Here is a 14,231-nt window from a genome sequence, read left to right as displayed (position 1 = left end):
GCAAAGGCACAGTCTATTTGGTTAATATCGGTCGGGGCCTCGAACGGTGCCCTGTCCACAGGCCGACGTGGCGCCGCCTGATGTGAATTGCCGGCCACCGCGCTTGCGCAACCGGCGGCGAGTGGCTTTGCTGGCGCCGGCAGAATCGGGCCGCCAGAATCGGGCTGGCAGAATCGGGCTGGCAGAATCGGTAGGTGCACATGGATACGGTCACGATCACGGCGAAGGGCATTTCGGTATCGGTCGATCTTGCCGTCGGCCATCTCGCCGACATGACGGTCGATATCGATGGCCGCCGGCTGAAGCCGCTGCATCGCGCACCCTGGGTCGGCGAGCCGCGCGAGATGCTGCCGAAAGACCTGCCTGAAGGGACGGTCCACCTGTCCGGCGATTTCCTCTGCGCGCCGTTCTCGATCAGCGACGTCGAAGCGGCACCTTTGCATGGCTGGCCGGCAAATAGCCGCTGGGACGTGGTCGACAGCGCGGCAACGGCCGACGGCTGGCGCGCCGTCTTCCGCTTGCAGCGCCCGGTCATGGGCGCAACCGTCGACAAGATCCTGACCTTGCGCGACGATCATCCCTTTCTCTATCAGGAGCACGTCTTTTCCGGCGGCGCCGGCGCCATTCCCGTCGCCCACCACCCGATGACGGTGATGACGGCCGGCGGCAGGCTGGCCTTCTCGCCCAAGCGCCTTGCCGCAACGCCGAGTGAGGCGCCGGAGCCCGATCCGGCCCGCGGCCGCTCGTTGCTCGCCTACCCGGCGCGAACCGCCGACCTGACGCGCTTTCCCGTCGCCAACGGCGGCACGATTGACCTGACCGCCTATCGCATGGACCAGCTGCGTGAGGACTTCGTGACGCTGGTCGAGGCCGATCATGGCGGGCCGGGCTGGACGGCGCTGGCGCGCCAGGCGGAAGCCGATCTCGTGCTGGTGCTGAAGAACCCGGCCGAACTGCCGGTCACCATGCTGTGGGTCAGCAATGGCGGGCGCGATTATGCGCCATGGAGTAGCCGCCACCGCGGCGTGCTCGGCATCGAGGACGGCCGCACGGCCGTCGGCCACGCCGCATCGCTCGGCGACAATTGGCTGAAGCGCGAAGGCGTGGCGACCGCCTTTGCCCTTTCCGAAGGGCGCCGCTTTTCGTTCCGCCATGTCATCGGCGCACTGCCATGGCCATCCGGCGAGCCGCCGCACGACGTCACGACCTCGCCGGGCCGCATGCGCATCCTGGCGGCTGACGGTGCCGTGCGCGACATCGGCTTCGACGGCGATTTCCTGCCGATCGGCCAATCCAGGCCCGATTGAAGGCTTGGCACAAGCCGGCGTTTGAAATTTTCAAAAACTGCCGCCAAAATGCGCCAGAACCATCTTATGGATGCCAATGTCAGAAATCGCCCACATCGCTGCTGTCATTTTCAAGCGCGCCGGCAAGGCACCGCGCTTCATCGTTGCCATTGCCGGTCCGCCCGGCGCCGGCAAGTCGACATTGTCGACAGGCTTGCACGACCTGCTGCCGGAAGGCACGGCGGAAGTCGTGCCGATGGATGGCTTCCATTACGATGACGTCGTTCTCGATCGACGCGGCCTTCGCGCGCGAAAAGGTGCTCCGGAAACCTTTGATTTTGCCGGCTTCGAAGCGCTGCTGAAGCGCATCCGCGCCGGCGAGCCGGATATCGCCATCCCGGTCTTCGACCGCAGCATGGAGCTGTCGCGCGCCGCCGCTGCGATTGTCGCCGCCGACACCAAATTCATTCTGGTCGAAGGCAATTATCTCCTGCTCGACGAGGAACCCTGGACGCGGCTGGCGCCGCTGTTCGACTTCTCGATCTTCGTCGATGTGCCGCGCGCCGAACTCGAGCGCCGACTGCTGGAGCGATGGCACGAGCACGGCCGCTCCGACGAGGACGCGCGCGCCTGGATCGCCTCTAACGATATGCCGAACATCGACCGCGTGCTTGCCCGTCGGCGGCCCGCCGACCTGGTGGTCGGCGACCTGGCGTGACTTGCAAGGAACCGCCCGGCCGGAACCTTGACAGTTTCAGGCCGTTATCCCGGACACGGCAATTGTGCCCATGAGGGAACCGTTCGATGGAAACCATGGCAAGAAAGCCTGCGCCCGCCAAGGGCAGGGCAACACGATCAAAAGCCACTCGAGTGAAAACCAGCGCCGGCCCGGCAGCGGCGGCCCGCCCCAAGGATGCGGCAAAGCCCAGCTTTGGCAAGGCGGCGCCGAAAAAGGTGATGCCTGCCGCGGCCAAAGCCGCTGCACCCAAGCCCAAAAGATCGGCAAGCAGCAGAGGATCGATCGCAGGCAGCGCAATGCGCACCGTTAAAGCAACGGCCAATGTCGCCGCCGGTGCCGTGCTTGCCACCGCCAAAGGTGCGGCGTCGCTTGCTGCTTCCGTAGTCGGCAAGGGCGGCTCAAAGCCCCGGACCAAGGCAAAATAGCCGAGGGGAATCGACGTAAGATCAGCTTCTGGCCGGAATGGTGAGGCCCCTCTGCACCGCCGGTCGGGCGAGGCCACGCTCCAGCCATGCGCCCACGCTGGGGAAATCGTCGAAACCGACGAGTTCCCGCGCCTCGTAGAAGCCGATCAGATTGCGCACCCACCCAAGCATCGAAATATCGGCGATCGTGTAATCGTCGCCCATGATCCAGCTACGGCCCTTGAGCCTCGTTTCGAGGACGCCGATCAGCCGTCGCGACTCGTCGCGATAACGTTCCAGCGGGCGCTTGTCGGCGATTTCGCGCCCAGCGAATTTGTGGAAGAATCCGACTTGGCCGAACATCGGCCCGATCGAAGCCATCTGGAAGAACACCCACTGGATCGTCTCATAACGCAGCGTCGCGTCTGCCGGGACCAGCTGGCCGGTCTTGTCGCTGAGGTAAAGCAGGATGGCACCGGATTCGAACAAGCCGATCGGCTTGCCGCCCGGGCCGTCCGGATCGATCATCGCCGGTATCTTGCCGTTCGGGTTCAAAGACAGGAATTCCGGGGTCCAGCTCTCGTTGTTGCCGATATCGACGGCATGCGGCTCGTAAGGCAGGCCAAGTTCCTCCAGCGCGATCGATATCTTCACCCCGTTCGGCGTCGGAAACGAATAAAGCTGGATGCGGTCGAGGTGGCTCGCCGGCCAGCGCCTGGCAATCGGAAACGCGGACAGATCGGTCATCGAAACTCCTGGTAGGGGACCGCGCCGAGCGGCACGGTCATGGCGGGTCGCAGAGAGTTAGGCGCGACGCCTGGCGCGATCAATATGCGCATGGAAAGTTTCGCCGGCCCGGTGAAGGACCCGCAAGGGGTGCGGTCACACGGCCTTTACCGCCAGCACCGCATTGGTGCCGCCGAAGGCGAAGCTGTTGCTGATCGCGGTGCGCACGGTGCGTTCGCGCGCCACGTTCGGCGTGATGTCGAGATCGCAGTCGGCGTCGGCTTCCCGATAATTGGCGGTCGGCGGCACGATGCCTTCGCGGATCGCCATCACGCAGGCGATCATTTCCAGCGCGCCGGAGGCGCCGAGGCAGTGGGCGTGCATCGATTTGGTCGAGGACACCGAAAGCTTGTAGGCATGGCCGCCGAACACGCGTTTGATCGCCGCCGTCTCGATCTGATCGTTGGCCTTGGTGCCGGTGCCATGCGCGTTGAGATAGTCGACGTCCTCGGGATTGAGCCCGGCATCGACGAGGCAGAAGCGCATCGCCGCCTCAGGCCCTTCGATGGTTGGCGCGACGATATCGGAGGCGTCGGCGGAAAGGCCGACGCCGGCGATTTCGGCAAGGATGGCGGCGCCGCGCGCCATGGCATGCTCATATGTTTCCAGCACCACCATGCCGGCGCCTTCGCCGAGCACGAGCCCCTGGCGGTCGGCCGAAAACGGCCGGCAGGTGTCCGGCGACAGTACCCGCAGGGCCTCCCAGCCCTTGAGGATGCCCCAGACCAGCGGCGCATCGGTGCCGCCGGCGACCATGACGTCGGCCCGGCCGAGCCTGATCTGATCGACCGCCGAGGCAATGGCGTGGTTGGATGACGAGCAGGCAGAAGTGATGCCGAACACCGGCCCGCGCAGACCAAGATTCATGCTGACATGGCCGGCTGCAGCGCCCGGCATTACTTTCGGGACGGTGAAGATGCCGGCGCGGTTCTTGCCTTCGAGCAGGATGGCGCGATAGTTCTCTTCGATCGCCTCCCAGCCGCAGACGCCGACGCCGACGATGGTGCCCATCCGGTAGGTGTTGGCCGCGTGCGGGTTCAATCCCGCCTGCTGTGCCGCCTCCCGCGCGGCGATCGTCGCCAGAAGGCTGAAGCGGTCCATCGACACGACCTGCTTGCGGTCGATGCCGTGCTCGGGAAGCGCCTTGATTTCGCAACCGACCTTGACCTTCAGATCATGCAGCAGCGGATTGTCGATCGCGCCGATTGCCGAACGGCCGGCGCGCATTTCATTCCAGATTGCCGATGCATTGGTGCCGAGCCCGCATAATCCGCCGATGCCCGTGATGACGACGCGCTTGTGCATTCAGTCAGGCTTTTTTCGCGATCAGCGCGCGAACCGCCTCGACCATGTCGCCGACATTCTTCAGATTGCTCCAGGCATCGACAGTGTTCATCTCGATTTCGATGCCATACTCTTCCTCGAGATCGAAGATGATCTCCGTCAGTTCCAGCGAATGGATGCCAAGGGCGGTCAGTTCGGTACTGGTGGTGATTTCCTCGCCGCCCGGCTCGGCATGAGCCTTGATCTTGGCGATGATATCGTTTGCCAGCTGGTCAGCCATTCGGTTTCTTCCCCAACTCTGTCGTTTCCCGACGCCAACTGATCAGCGCCCCTTTTGTCCTCGATTACGTCGTCATCGTCGCCTTTTACCCCCGCCAGGCGCCGGTGACCGTACCAAGGTGGCTCCCTCTATAGAAACCGAAACGCTGTCAAGCAACAAGCTATATATCGACAAAGCCGCCGCAGTGCTTAACGTTGGTGTCGTGGATACGATCGCATATAGCTTGACTTCAGTGCCGCCGGCCCAGCGTGTTGCCGGCGTCGCGCGGCTTGGCTGCGACTGGAACGGAGGCCGCACGCGTCTTCGGCGTCTGTACCAGGACGGTTCGGCCAAGATCCGCATGCCGGCGGTCTCGGCCGATCCGCTCGAAGCCGTCCTGATCAACACCGCCGGTGGGCTGACCGGTGGCGACCGTCTCGCCTGGGAGGTCGATGTCGGTGCCGGCGCTTCCGCAACCATAACAACGCAGGCTTGCGAGAAAATCTATCGCGCCGCATCCGACCGCGCCGAAGTGCGGGTGCAGCTGACTGTCGGGGAAAACGGCCACATTGCCTGGCTGCCACAGGAAACCATCGTCTTCGACCGCTCGGCCTTTGCCCGCAGCCTTGACGTGGAGCTTGCCACCGGAGCCGAGGCGCTGATCCTGGAGGCTACCGTCTTCGGCCGCCTGGCCATGGGTGAACGGGCTTCGCAGGGCCATTTCCACGACCGCTGGCGCGTCCGCCAGGACGGGGCGCTGGTCCATGCAGAGGAGTTCCGCATCGGGCCGGACATTGCGGCCACCTTGAACCGTCCCGCAGCGGCCGGCGGTGCCGTCGCAGTGGCGACGCTGCTGATGGTGTCGCCACGGGCAGAGGCTTTGCTCGAGCCGGCCCGGGGCATAGTCGGCGGCCAGGGCGGCGTCAGTTTCTGGAGCGTGCGGAAATCTGGCAAGCTTCTTGCGAGGCTGTTCGCTGACGACGGCTACCAGCTCCGCAAGCGGCTGGTGCCGCTTGTCGAATTGCTCAACGGACGGGCGGGCCTGCCCAAATTATGGTCACTCTGATTTCGATTGTGCCACCGCAGGAAAAAGCATGAATCTGACGCCGAGGGAGAAAGACAAGCTGCTGATCGCCATGGCGGCGATCGTGGCCCGCAAGCGGCTCGAACGCGGCGTCAAGCTCAATCATCCGGAAGCGATCGCGCTGATCACCGATTTCGTCGTCGAGGGCGCCCGCGACGGCCGCGCGGTCGCCGAGCTGATGGAGGCCGGCGCCCATGTCGTCACCCGGGCCCAGGTGATGGAAGGCATTGCAGAAATGATCCACGATGTGCAGGTCGAGGCGACGTTTCCAGACGGCACCAAGCTGGTGACCGTGCACGAGCCGATCAGATAACACCGCCAAGGAGAGGAAAATGCTTGAGCTGCGTCCCAACTGCGAGTGCTGCGACAAGGATCTGCCGCCGGATGCGACGGATGCGGTGATCTGCACCTTCGAATGCACCTTTTGCGCCGACTGCGCACAAAACGTGCTCGGCGGCGCCTGTCCGAATTGCGGCGGCAACTTCTCGGCCCGCCCGATCCGTCCGGCAGCGCTGCTGAAGAAATATCCGGCCTCCACCAGGCGCGTCCTCAAGGCAGAGGGCTGCGCTCCGGCCCGCAAGGCGGCGTGAGAGGTACTCGAAGATGGAAGCTACGCCGATGATCCCCGCTACGATGAAACGCTCAACGCTGTCGGCGGTCCTGCTGCTGGCGGCAGCAATGCCAGCCTATGCCCATGTCGGCGTCGGCACGGTTTGGTCCTTCACCGCCGGCTTCTCCCACCCGCTCTCCGGCCTCGATCACATGATGGCGATGATTGCCGTCGGGCTATGGGCCGCGCTCAAGGGCGACAAAGCGATGTGGGCATGGCCGCTGGCCTTCGTAAGCGTCATGCTGGCCGGCGGCGTGTTCGGCATGCTGCATGTGCCGATGCCTTTCGTCGAGCCGGCGATACTGGCGTCCGTCGTGGCACTCGGGCTGCTGGTTGCGCTCGCCGTCGATCTTCCTGTCTCGGCCGGCGTCGCCGTCATCGGCCTGTTCGCGCTGTTCCACGGCTATGCCCATGGCACCGAGGTGCCTGAGAATGTCGGCGGACTCGGCTATATGGCGGGCTTTGCCGTTGCCACCGCACTGCTCCACGCCGTCGGCATCGCGGCCGGTCTCGGCCTCGGCTGGCGCTTCCGCGGGCTTGCCCGCGCCGCTGGCGCCGCTTGTGCCGCGCTTGGCGCCGGCCTCGCTTTTGACGTCATGTGAGGCCGCAATGATCCCCGGCGAAATCATCACGGCAAGCGGCGAGATCGAACTGAACAAGGGTCTGGCGACGGTCACCTTGAAGGTAGCCAACAGCAGCGACCGGCCGATCCAGGTAGGCAGCCATTATCATTTCTTCGAGACCAATGAGGGACTGAGATTCGATCGCGACAAGGCCCGCGGCATGCGCCTCGACATCGCTGCCGGCACCGCCATGCGTTTCGAGCCCGGCCAAGAGCGCGACGTTACCCTGGTGCCGTTCGGCGGCAAGCGCGAGGTCTACGGATTTCAGCAGAAGATCATGGGCGCCCTGTGAGATCGAAGGCGTCGAGCAGTTTCGGCTCAGCCGGGCGGCTTGGCCGCCGCATAGATGACGATCTTTCCCGGATCGTCGAATTCCACCGCCAGAACGTCCTCGGTTTGCACTCGCCGCGAATCGATGGCGTTGAACAGCAATGCGTTCGCCTCGATCTCCTTGCGCAGCTCGGCGATGTCGTCCCGATGTTGCCTGACCTTGTTTTCGATCGCCGGCGGCGGGCCGCCTTCGGTGCGCGCGGCATCGGTAAGAAACACGATATCGACCTTGTCGAGCTTGGATGTCTTGCGCACGGCGGCGATGTTTTCACGCGTGCGGTCGATCGCCGAATTGACCTTGCCGGCTTCCGCATTTGTCTGGGTCTCTTCCTGGCCGACCTCCGAGCCGACGATCCGGTTGACGGTCTCGGCGCTGTCGAGGCTCTGCGCGTTCAGCGCGGCGTGCGGAATGCTGGCTGCCAGAAACGCGGTCGCGGCAATCCCATGCAGCCATCTGGTGTCGGAGAAGGTGGTGATCGCCATCGCTCGTTCTCAGGGTCCTTTTCGAGGCTCGTGTCAGGGCGACAGGACCGAAACGTAACGTCCCCCGTGAAGGTTCCCTTTGCGATGCGGCGGGCTGGCCGGCCGCCGGCCCGCCGCCTCGTCTCGTCAGCTCGCTTTCTTGGTGATCAGCGTCAGCGCGCCATTGGTGCTCATGCTGGCGGCGATCACCTGCGCGGAGGTGAGCCCCTTGGCTTCGAGCGCGGATTTGACCTGCGGTGTCGCGTCGATCGAGCCGCGCAGTTTCTGCAGGTCGGCATCGCTGCGCTTGGCGATCACCTCGTTGACCTTGGCTTGAGTGTCCGCGGGCAGATCCTTGATATCGACGACGTTGATCGCCTGGATGGTGGGCGCCTGCGGCTGCGCCCCGGGCGCGGCAGGAGCAGGCGCAGCCGGCGCCGGACTGGGCTGCTGCGCGGGCTGTTGCTGGGCGCTGGCGGCGGTTGCGAGCACCAGCGTGGCGGCGGCTGCCAGAAGGGTCGTTTTGCGCATGGATGTTCCTTTCCATCGATTGGCAAATTGTGGTTTTGGGGTGGCCCGGCCACCTCAAACGCTAAATGGGATCGGAAAGTGTCGCTCAGCGGGTCATTGCGTGACCATAGGATGGCGGCAATGTGGGGCCCGGCTTCGACAAGCGGTATTTTCGGGCTGTATTTCGGGAGCAATTGCTGATGGCTAAAATCACCCGCGCCGCCTATGCGCAGATGTACGGCCCGACCGTCGGCGACAAGGTCCGGCTCGCCGACACCGAGCTGTTCATCGAGGTCGAAAGGGATCTCACTCTTTACGGCGAGGAGGTGAAGTTCGGTGGCGGCAAGGTCATCCGCGACGGCATGGGCCAGAGCCAGGTGTCGCGCGCGCAAGGCGCGGTCGACACCGTCATCACCAATGCGCTGGTCGTCGATGCCACCGCCGGTATTGTCAAGGCAGATATCGGCCTCAGGGACGGCCGTATCGCCGCGATCGGCAAGGCCGGCAATCCGGATACCCAAGGCGGCGTCACCATCGTCATCGGTCCCGGCACCGAGATAATCGCCGGCGAGGGCAAGATCCTGACCGCCGGCGGCTTCGACGCGCATATCCACTTCATCTGCCCGCAGCAGATCGAGGAAGCGCTGATGTCGGGCATCACCACCATGCTCGGCGGCGGCACCGGCCCGGCGCACGGCACGCTGGCCACCACCTGCACACCTGGGCCATGGCATCTGGCGCGCATGATCCAGTCTTTCGACGCCTTCCCGATGAATATCGGCCTGTCGGGCAAGGGCAACGCGTCGCTGCCCGCCGCGCTCGAGGAGATGGTGCTTGCCGGCGCCTGCTCGCTGAAGTTGCACGAGGACTGGGGCACGACGCCGGCTGCAATCGACTGCTGCCTGTCGGTCGCCGACGATTACGACGTGCAGGTGATGATCCACACCGACACGCTGAACGAGTCCGGCTTCGTCGAAAACACGGTCGCGGCGATCAAGGGCCGCACCATCCATGCCTTCCACACCGAAGGCGCCGGCGGCGGCCACGCGCCTGATATCATCAAGGTCTGCGGCCTGCCTAACGTCATTCCGTCCTCGACCAACCCGACACGCCCCTACACGATCAACACGCTGGCCGAACACCTCGACATGCTGATGGTCTGTCACCATCTGTCGCCGTCGATCCCCGAAGATATCGCCTTTGCCGAAAGCCGCATCCGCAAGGAAACCATCGCCGCCGAAGACATTCTGCACGACATCGGCGCCTTCTCGATCATCTCGTCGGACAGCCAGGCCATGGGCCGTGTCGGCGAAGTGGCGATCCGCTGCTGGCAGACCGCCGACAAGATGAAGCGCCAGCGCGGTTCGCTGCCGCAGGAGACCGGCAACAACGACAATTTCCGCGTCCGCCGCTACATCGCCAAATACACCATCAATCCGGCCATCGCGCATGGCCTGTCGAAGGACATCGGCTCGGTGGCGGTGGGAAAACGCGCCGACCTTGTGCTGTGGAACCCGGCCTTCTTCGGCGTCAAGCCAGACATGGTGCTGATCGGCGGCATGATCGCCGCCGCCCCGATGGGCGATCCCAACGCCTCGATCCCGACGCCGCAGCCGATGCACTATCGGCCGATGTTCGGGGCCTACGGCAAGGCGATGACCAATTCGTCGGTGACGTTCGTCTCCAAGGCCGCGCTCGACACCGGCCTGCGCGACAGGCTCGGCATCGACAAGCAGATGGTCGCGGTCGAGAACACCCGCGGCGGCATCGGCAAGCATTCGATGGTGCTCAATGACGCCACGCCGCATGTCGAGGTCGACCCGGAAACCTATGAGGTCCGCGCCGACGGCGAACTCTTGACCTGCGAGCCAGCAACCGTGCTACCGATGGCGCAAAGGTACTTTTTGTTTTGAGGTGATGCGTGTTCTGGCGCACAAGCTCCCCGCTGGACGCCGACGACGAGGAGTGGCAGCTCGATTGCTGGGGTTGGCTGCTCAGGCATTTCGGCGGGGCAGCCGCGCTGCGCAAACGTTCGCTGATCTTGCCAACACGAGCATTTTTCACCCCCTCTGAAGAACAGGGGCACGCCGCTGCATCGCACTATTTCGGGCAGGTGGCGGCATATTTTGGCATCGATGCGGCCCGCTTCAATCTCGTGCCACAGCAAGATTCAATCGACCCGGTTTTGGGACCGCTTCAGGTCCTTCAGGACGCGCCGCGGGAGCCTGCCGGGACCTTCTCCGTGTCCCGGGGCGGTGCCATGACAATCACCTACAATCCGGCGATCGTTCCCAAGCCCATGAAGCTCATTGCGACGTTCGCGCATGAGATTTGTCATCCATTGCTGTTCTCGGTGCCTGAAGAACCGCCGGGCGGCACCGAGATGGAGGAGTTCGCAACCGATCTCGCGGTCACCTTCTTCGGCTTTGGTATCTTCAATTCCAACACTGCGGCGAGTTTCACTCAGTACCGCGACACCGCCACCGGCACGCAAGGCTGGTCCTTCGAGTGACAAGGCTATCTGTCGCCAGCGGAACGCGCCTTTGCGCTGGCGCTGTTCATCCAGGCGCGCGGTCAGGGAATACAGGACGCGCGCGAGTATCTGGATTCCGGGCCGTTGGCCTATTTTCGCAAGGCAACGAAGTATCTGGCGCAGACGCCATCCATTTCATCCGATCTGCTTGCGGCGCACCAATAGCCAAGGTCTCAACGGACTCAAGATTCGAACGGCAGGTCAGCGCAGCAGAAACCGGTTTTCACTTTTCAGATCACAATCTAGAACGCCAAATGTAGAACATGCCGCGCCAGGCTTATGGACCCGCAACTCCCCAACGCCCACGACATCTTCCCGCATATCCGCATCGTCCTGGGCATGGTGATCGGCCTCGGCGTCACCCGCCTGCTGTCGGGGCTCGCCCGCATCGTCCAGCATCCCGGCCAATACCGGCTCTATCCCGTGCACCTCGCCTGGGTTGCGTCGGTGCTTTTAATGCTGGTGCATTTCTGGTGGTGGGAGTTCGGCCTGTTCCAGATCGAGAATTGGACTTTCGGCAAATACCTGTTCATCATCTTCTACGCCGTCACGCTGTTCCTGCTCTGCGCGCTGCTGTTTCCGGATTCGATGCTGGACTACACCAGCTATGAGGATTTCTTTTATTCGCGCCGGGCCTGGTTCTTCGGCCTGCTGGCGGCGACCTATCTGCTCGACGTGATCGATACGCTGCTGAAAGGGCCGGAGCATTTCGCCCATTTTGGCGTCGAATATCTGATCCGCACGCCGGTTTTCGTTGCGCTTTGCGTCATTGCGATCCTGATGCGCGACCGCCGCTTTCACATCGCCTTTGTCGCCGGCGCGCTCGTCTATCAGATATCGTTCATCCTGCGGCTCTTCGACACGATTGTTTGAGCCCCATTGGGGCGGCGGACGCGATAGGCTAGGCTTTTTGGGAGAGGCAGTTTTTACATGAAGCTCGATATTCGCACCGACTTCACCAAATTCCCGCGCGCCGTCTCCGTCCTGGCCGCAGGCGAAGCCGGAACCACCACGCCATACGACAGTGCGGTGCTTGCCCATGACGAGCGGCATCTGCGCCGTCGCGCCATCGAAACGGTGCGTGACGACAAGGTGCTGGTCGACCTGCCCGAACCGGTGACCTTGAACCATGGCGACCGGCTGGTGCTGGAGGATGGCCGCCACATCGAGATCATCGCGGCCGAGGAGCCGCTCTACGATATCCGTGCCGGCGGCCCTGTCCATCTGGCCGAACTTGCCTGGCATATCGGCAACCGTCATCTCGCGGCAAGCATCGAGGCTGACCGAATCCTCATTCTGCGCGACCATGTCATCAAGGCGATGCTGGAAGGGCTGGGCGCCACCGTGAACGACGTTTCCGAACCGTTCAAGCCGGTGCGCGGCGCTTATTCCGGCCATGGCCATTCTCACGCCGAGGCGCATGCGCACAGCCATGCCGAAGCGCATTCCCATACCCATACCGAATCGCATTCCCACAGCCATTCGCACGACCATGACCATGACTGACCAGCCTTCCAACGTTGCCCAGCCTTCCAATATTGCTTTGTTGCGGCTGATGGCGTGGCTGTCGCCTTCCTTCCCGGTCGGCGGCTTTTCCTACAGCCATGGTCTCGAGCAAGCCGTGCATGCCGGGCTGGTTGCCGACAGCAAAGAGCTCGCCGCGTGGCTGGAAACGCTGGTCGAGATGGGTTCGGGCTGGAATGATGCGGTGCTGTTTGCCGAAAGCTGGCGCAGGGCGCGCGAAACCGGCGATCTCGATGAAATCGTCGCCCTTGCCGAAGCTCTGGCAGGCTCGCGCGAGCGCCATGCCGAGACCATGCTGCAGGGCGCTGCTTTCCTGAAGGCGGCCTTCGCCTGGCCGTGCCAGGTGCTGGATCGCCTGCCGGCCGAATGTGCCTATTGCGTTGCCGTCGGCGCCGTTGCCGGCGGTCACGGCATTGCGCTGCGGGACGCCCTGGCGGCCTTTCTGCAGGCCTTCTTCTCCAATCTCGTCCAGGCTGCGATCCGGCTTGGCATCGTTGGCCAGAGTGCCGCGATGACGCTACTGGCCGCCTTCGAACCGCTTGCCCTGGCCACGGCCGACCGCGCTGCCGGCTCGACCCTCGATGATCTCGGCGGGTGCGCTTTCATCTCCGACGTCACGGCGATGAAGCACGAGGCCCAGTATTCGCGGCTGTTCCGCTCATGATCATTCTCGCTTTCGCCCTCTCGCTCGTCCTGCTGTTGATCACAGCACTGCATGTTTATTGGGGCATTGGCGGCATCTGGCCGGGCAGGGACGCTGCCTCCTGCGCCCGCGCGGTGGTCGGCTTCCGTGGCGTCGACGAGATGCCGGCGCCCTTCGCCAGCTTCGCCGTCGCCGCATGCCTGGGCCTGGCGACGCTGTGGCCGATGGCGCTCGAAGGCGTGTTTGCCACGCCCTTTCCCAAGGCCGGGCTCGCCGCCACAGCGCTGCTCATCGCACTGGTCTTCCTGGCGCGCGGCATTGCCGGCTTCACGCCTTGGTGGCGCCGGCTGACGCCCGAGCAGCCTTTCGTGCGGCTCGATCTGCGTTATTATTCGCCGCTGTGCCTGCTGATCGGGCTTGGCTTTGCCATTCTTGCCCTCACGGAGTTCCCCGCATGATATCACCCAACGGTCCTCTTCGCGTCGGCATCGGCGGTCCGGTCGGCTCGGGCAAGACGACGCTCACCGAAAAGCTTTGCAAGGCGCTGCGTGACGAGTTCTCGATCGCCGTCGTCACCAACGACATCTACACCAAGGAAGACGCCATGATGCTGGCCCGGCTGCAGGCGCTCCCTGAGGATCGCATCATCGGCGTCGAGACCGGCGGCTGCCCGCACACCGCCATTCGCGAGGACGCCTCGATCAATCTGCAGGCGATCGCCGAGATGACCAAAAAATTCCCGGATCTCGATGTCGTCTTCATCGAATCGGGCGGCGACAACCTCGCCGCCACTTTCTCGCCGGACCTTGCCGACCTGACGCTCTATGTCATCTCGGTTTGCCAAGGCGAGGAGATTCCGCGCAAGGGCGGACCGGCGATCACCCGGTCCGATTTCCTGGTCATCAACAAGAGCGACCTTGCGCCCTATGTGAACGTCAATCTCGACATCATGGAACGCGACGCTGCCCGCATGCGCGGCAAACGGCCGTTCGGCTTCACCGACCTGTCGCGCGGCAAGGGGCTTCAGGAGGTGATAGATTTCATCGTCGAGCATGGCGGGCTGAGAGCTGGCACTGCCACCAGCACGGCGGCATAGCAATCGCGTTCGCCTGCACCAAACGAAACCGGTTGCGCGCGTTCCAGTCGCGCGGCAT

The 14,231-nt window shown here is 63.9% G+C and carries 21 protein-coding genes; 16 read left to right on the top strand and 5 right to left on the bottom strand.

What is annotated here, in order from left to right:
* Positions 1-200 precede the first annotated feature (200 nt).
* The 4 genes from NKH33_RS14055 to NKH33_RS14040 all read left to right on the top strand — a co-directional run bounded on the left by NKH33_RS14055 (position 201) and on the right by NKH33_RS14040 (position 2,450).
* Positions 201-1,307, top strand: coding sequence for a hypothetical protein (locus NKH33_RS14055; protein ID WP_352920052.1), 1,107 nt, complete (start codon positions 201-203; stop codon positions 1,305-1,307).
* Between the two features lie 76 nt (positions 1,308-1,383).
* Positions 1,384-2,004, top strand: a complete 621-nt coding sequence (locus NKH33_RS14050) for a nucleoside triphosphate hydrolase (protein WP_352920049.1) — start codon at positions 1,384-1,386, stop codon at positions 2,002-2,004.
* A gap of 70 nt (positions 2,005-2,074) precedes the next feature.
* On the top strand, positions 2,075-2,335 hold the full coding sequence (locus tag NKH33_RS14045; RefSeq protein ID WP_352920046.1) for a hypothetical protein: 261 nt from the start codon (positions 2,075-2,077) through the stop codon (positions 2,333-2,335).
* Positions 2,322-2,450, top strand: a complete 129-nt coding sequence (locus NKH33_RS14040; RefSeq protein ID WP_302893450.1) for a hypothetical protein — start codon at positions 2,322-2,324, stop codon at positions 2,448-2,450. The genes NKH33_RS14045 and NKH33_RS14040 overlap by 14 nt, the downstream gene beginning before the upstream one ends.
* Before the next feature lie 21 nt (positions 2,451-2,471).
* Here NKH33_RS14040 and NKH33_RS14035 read toward each other — a convergent pair whose 3' ends face one another.
* From NKH33_RS14035 to NKH33_RS14025, 3 genes are all read right to left on the bottom strand, one after another.
* On the bottom strand, positions 2,472-3,176 hold the full coding sequence (locus NKH33_RS14035) for a glutathione S-transferase family protein (RefSeq protein WP_352920043.1): 705 nt from the start codon (positions 3,174-3,176) through the stop codon (positions 2,472-2,474).
* Positions 3,177-3,311: 135 nt separating this feature from the next.
* Positions 3,312-4,520: a beta-ketoacyl-[acyl-carrier-protein] synthase family protein gene (locus NKH33_RS14030; protein ID WP_352744792.1), complete on the bottom strand. Its 1,209-nt coding sequence runs from the start codon at positions 4,518-4,520 to the stop codon at positions 3,312-3,314.
* Positions 4,521-4,524: 4 nt separating this feature from the next.
* Complete coding sequence (locus NKH33_RS14025) at positions 4,525-4,779, bottom strand: acyl carrier protein (RefSeq protein WP_023677013.1); 255 nt, start codon at positions 4,777-4,779, stop codon at positions 4,525-4,527.
* Positions 4,780-4,981: 202 nt separating this feature from the next.
* On the opposite strand from NKH33_RS14025, the gene NKH33_RS14020 reads away from it, so the two are divergent.
* The 5 genes from NKH33_RS14020 to NKH33_RS14000 are packed head-to-tail and all read left to right on the top strand — an operon-like array spanning position 4,982 to position 7,367.
* Positions 4,982-5,824 carry an urease accessory protein UreD gene (locus tag NKH33_RS14020; protein WP_352821556.1) on the top strand — a complete coding sequence of 281 codons (843 nt, stop codon included), beginning with the start codon at positions 4,982-4,984 and terminating at the stop codon, positions 5,822-5,824.
* A 28-nt stretch (positions 5,825-5,852) separates the two neighbouring features.
* Positions 5,853-6,155 (top strand): urease subunit gamma, encoded by a 303-nt coding sequence (locus NKH33_RS14015; protein ID WP_023677011.1) that lies wholly within the window; start codon positions 5,853-5,855, stop codon positions 6,153-6,155.
* Between the two features lie 19 nt (positions 6,156-6,174).
* Entirely contained in the window at positions 6,175-6,432 is a 258-nt protein-coding gene (locus NKH33_RS14010; protein WP_352539910.1) for a DUF1272 domain-containing protein, read from the top strand.
* A gap of 28 nt (positions 6,433-6,460) precedes the next feature.
* Positions 6,461-7,054: a HupE/UreJ family protein gene (locus tag NKH33_RS14005; protein WP_352920124.1), complete on the top strand. Its 594-nt coding sequence runs from the start codon at positions 6,461-6,463 to the stop codon at positions 7,052-7,054.
* A gap of 7 nt (positions 7,055-7,061) precedes the next feature.
* Entirely contained in the window at positions 7,062-7,367 is a 306-nt protein-coding gene (locus NKH33_RS14000) for an urease subunit beta (RefSeq protein ID WP_352920038.1), read from the top strand.
* A 26-nt stretch (positions 7,368-7,393) separates the two neighbouring features.
* On the opposite strand, the gene NKH33_RS13995 is transcribed toward NKH33_RS14000, so the two are convergent.
* Entirely contained in the window at positions 7,394-7,888 is a 495-nt protein-coding gene (locus NKH33_RS13995; protein ID WP_352814041.1) for a hypothetical protein, read from the bottom strand.
* Positions 7,889-8,014: 126 nt separating this feature from the next.
* Positions 8,015-8,398, bottom strand: coding sequence for a hypothetical protein (locus NKH33_RS13990; RefSeq protein ID WP_023677006.1), 384 nt, complete (start codon positions 8,396-8,398; stop codon positions 8,015-8,017).
* Positions 8,399-8,577: 179 nt separating this feature from the next.
* Between NKH33_RS13990 and ureC the strand changes: the two genes are divergently transcribed.
* The 7 genes from ureC to ureG all read left to right on the top strand — a co-directional run bounded on the left by ureC (position 8,578) and on the right by ureG (position 14,173).
* Complete coding sequence (gene ureC / locus NKH33_RS13985) at positions 8,578-10,290, top strand: urease subunit alpha (protein ID WP_502906630.1); 1,713 nt, start codon at positions 8,578-8,580, stop codon at positions 10,288-10,290.
* 8 nt (positions 10,291-10,298) lie between these two features.
* The gene (locus tag NKH33_RS13980) at positions 10,299-10,889 is read left to right on the top strand and encodes a hypothetical protein (RefSeq protein ID WP_352920035.1); all 591 of its coding nucleotides are present in this window, start codon (positions 10,299-10,301) and stop codon (positions 10,887-10,889) included.
* Positions 10,890-11,189: 300 nt separating this feature from the next.
* Positions 11,190-11,783 carry a hypothetical protein gene (locus tag NKH33_RS13975; RefSeq protein ID WP_352771140.1) on the top strand — a complete coding sequence of 198 codons (594 nt, stop codon included), beginning with the start codon at positions 11,190-11,192 and terminating at the stop codon, positions 11,781-11,783.
* A gap of 57 nt (positions 11,784-11,840) precedes the next feature.
* A complete protein-coding gene (locus tag NKH33_RS13970) occupies positions 11,841-12,416 on the top strand; it encodes an urease accessory protein UreE (RefSeq protein ID WP_352920031.1) in 576 nt (191 codons plus the stop codon).
* Positions 12,403-13,098: an urease accessory protein UreF gene (locus NKH33_RS13965; protein WP_352709118.1), complete on the top strand. Its 696-nt coding sequence runs from the start codon at positions 12,403-12,405 to the stop codon at positions 13,096-13,098. The genes NKH33_RS13970 and NKH33_RS13965 overlap by 14 nt, the downstream gene beginning before the upstream one ends.
* Positions 13,095-13,535 (top strand): DUF3995 domain-containing protein, encoded by a 441-nt coding sequence (locus tag NKH33_RS13960; RefSeq protein WP_352709116.1) that lies wholly within the window; start codon positions 13,095-13,097, stop codon positions 13,533-13,535. Before NKH33_RS13965 ends, NKH33_RS13960 begins: the two co-directional genes overlap by 4 nt.
* A complete protein-coding gene (gene ureG, locus NKH33_RS13955) occupies positions 13,532-14,173 on the top strand; it encodes an urease accessory protein UreG (protein ID WP_352709115.1) in 642 nt (213 codons plus the stop codon). The genes NKH33_RS13960 and ureG overlap by 4 nt, the downstream gene beginning before the upstream one ends.
* Positions 14,174-14,231 lie beyond the last annotated feature (58 nt).

Origin of the sequence: Mesorhizobium sp. M1182, assembly GCF_040318335.1 — a bacterium.
Taxonomy (GTDB): Bacteria; Pseudomonadota; Alphaproteobacteria; order Rhizobiales; family Rhizobiaceae; genus Mesorhizobium.
The sequence above is the reverse complement of the archived record's forward strand: the minus strand, read 5'-3'. Positions and strand labels throughout refer to the sequence as shown.

Bases quoted from the DNA above. Each gene is read 5' to 3' on its own strand.
- NKH33_RS14055 (WP_352920052.1), top strand. From the start codon at position 201: ATGGATACGGTCACGATCACGGCGAAGGGCATTTCGGTATCGGTCGAT.
- NKH33_RS14050 (WP_352920049.1), top strand. From the start codon at position 1,384: ATGTCAGAAATCGCCCACATCGCTGCTGTCATTTTCAAGCGCGCCGGC.
- NKH33_RS14045 (WP_352920046.1), top strand. From the start codon at position 2,075: ATGAGGGAACCGTTCGATGGAAACCATGGCAAGAAAGCCTGCGCCCGC.
- NKH33_RS14040 (WP_302893450.1), top strand. From the start codon at position 2,322: ATGCGCACCGTTAAAGCAACGGCCAATGTCGCCGCCGGTGCCGTGCTT.
- NKH33_RS14035 (WP_352920043.1), bottom strand. From the start codon at position 3,176: ATGACCGATCTGTCCGCGTTTCCGATTGCCAGGCGCTGGCCGGCGAGC.
- NKH33_RS14030 (WP_352744792.1), bottom strand. From the start codon at position 4,520: ATGCACAAGCGCGTCGTCATCACGGGCATCGGCGGATTATGCGGGCTC.
- NKH33_RS14025 (WP_023677013.1), bottom strand. From the start codon at position 4,779: ATGGCTGACCAGCTGGCAAACGATATCATCGCCAAGATCAAGGCTCAT.
- NKH33_RS14015 (WP_023677011.1), top strand. From the start codon at position 5,853: ATGAATCTGACGCCGAGGGAGAAAGACAAGCTGCTGATCGCCATGGCG.
- NKH33_RS14010 (WP_352539910.1), top strand. From the start codon at position 6,175: ATGCTTGAGCTGCGTCCCAACTGCGAGTGCTGCGACAAGGATCTGCCG.
- NKH33_RS14005 (WP_352920124.1), top strand. From the start codon at position 6,461: ATGATCCCCGCTACGATGAAACGCTCAACGCTGTCGGCGGTCCTGCTG.
- NKH33_RS14000 (WP_352920038.1), top strand. From the start codon at position 7,062: ATGATCCCCGGCGAAATCATCACGGCAAGCGGCGAGATCGAACTGAAC.
- NKH33_RS13995 (WP_352814041.1), bottom strand. From the start codon at position 7,888: ATGGCGATCACCACCTTCTCCGACACCAGATGGCTGCATGGGATTGCC.
- NKH33_RS13990 (WP_023677006.1), bottom strand. From the start codon at position 8,398: ATGCGCAAAACGACCCTTCTGGCAGCCGCCGCCACGCTGGTGCTCGCA.
- ureC (WP_502906630.1), top strand. From the start codon at position 8,578: ATGGCTAAAATCACCCGCGCCGCCTATGCGCAGATGTACGGCCCGACC.
- NKH33_RS13975 (WP_352771140.1), top strand. From the start codon at position 11,190: ATGGACCCGCAACTCCCCAACGCCCACGACATCTTCCCGCATATCCGC.
- NKH33_RS13970 (WP_352920031.1), top strand. From the start codon at position 11,841: ATGAAGCTCGATATTCGCACCGACTTCACCAAATTCCCGCGCGCCGTC.
- NKH33_RS13965 (WP_352709118.1), top strand. From the start codon at position 12,403: ATGACCATGACTGACCAGCCTTCCAACGTTGCCCAGCCTTCCAATATT.
- NKH33_RS13960 (WP_352709116.1), top strand. From the start codon at position 13,095: ATGATCATTCTCGCTTTCGCCCTCTCGCTCGTCCTGCTGTTGATCACA.
- ureG (WP_352709115.1), top strand. From the start codon at position 13,532: ATGATATCACCCAACGGTCCTCTTCGCGTCGGCATCGGCGGTCCGGTC.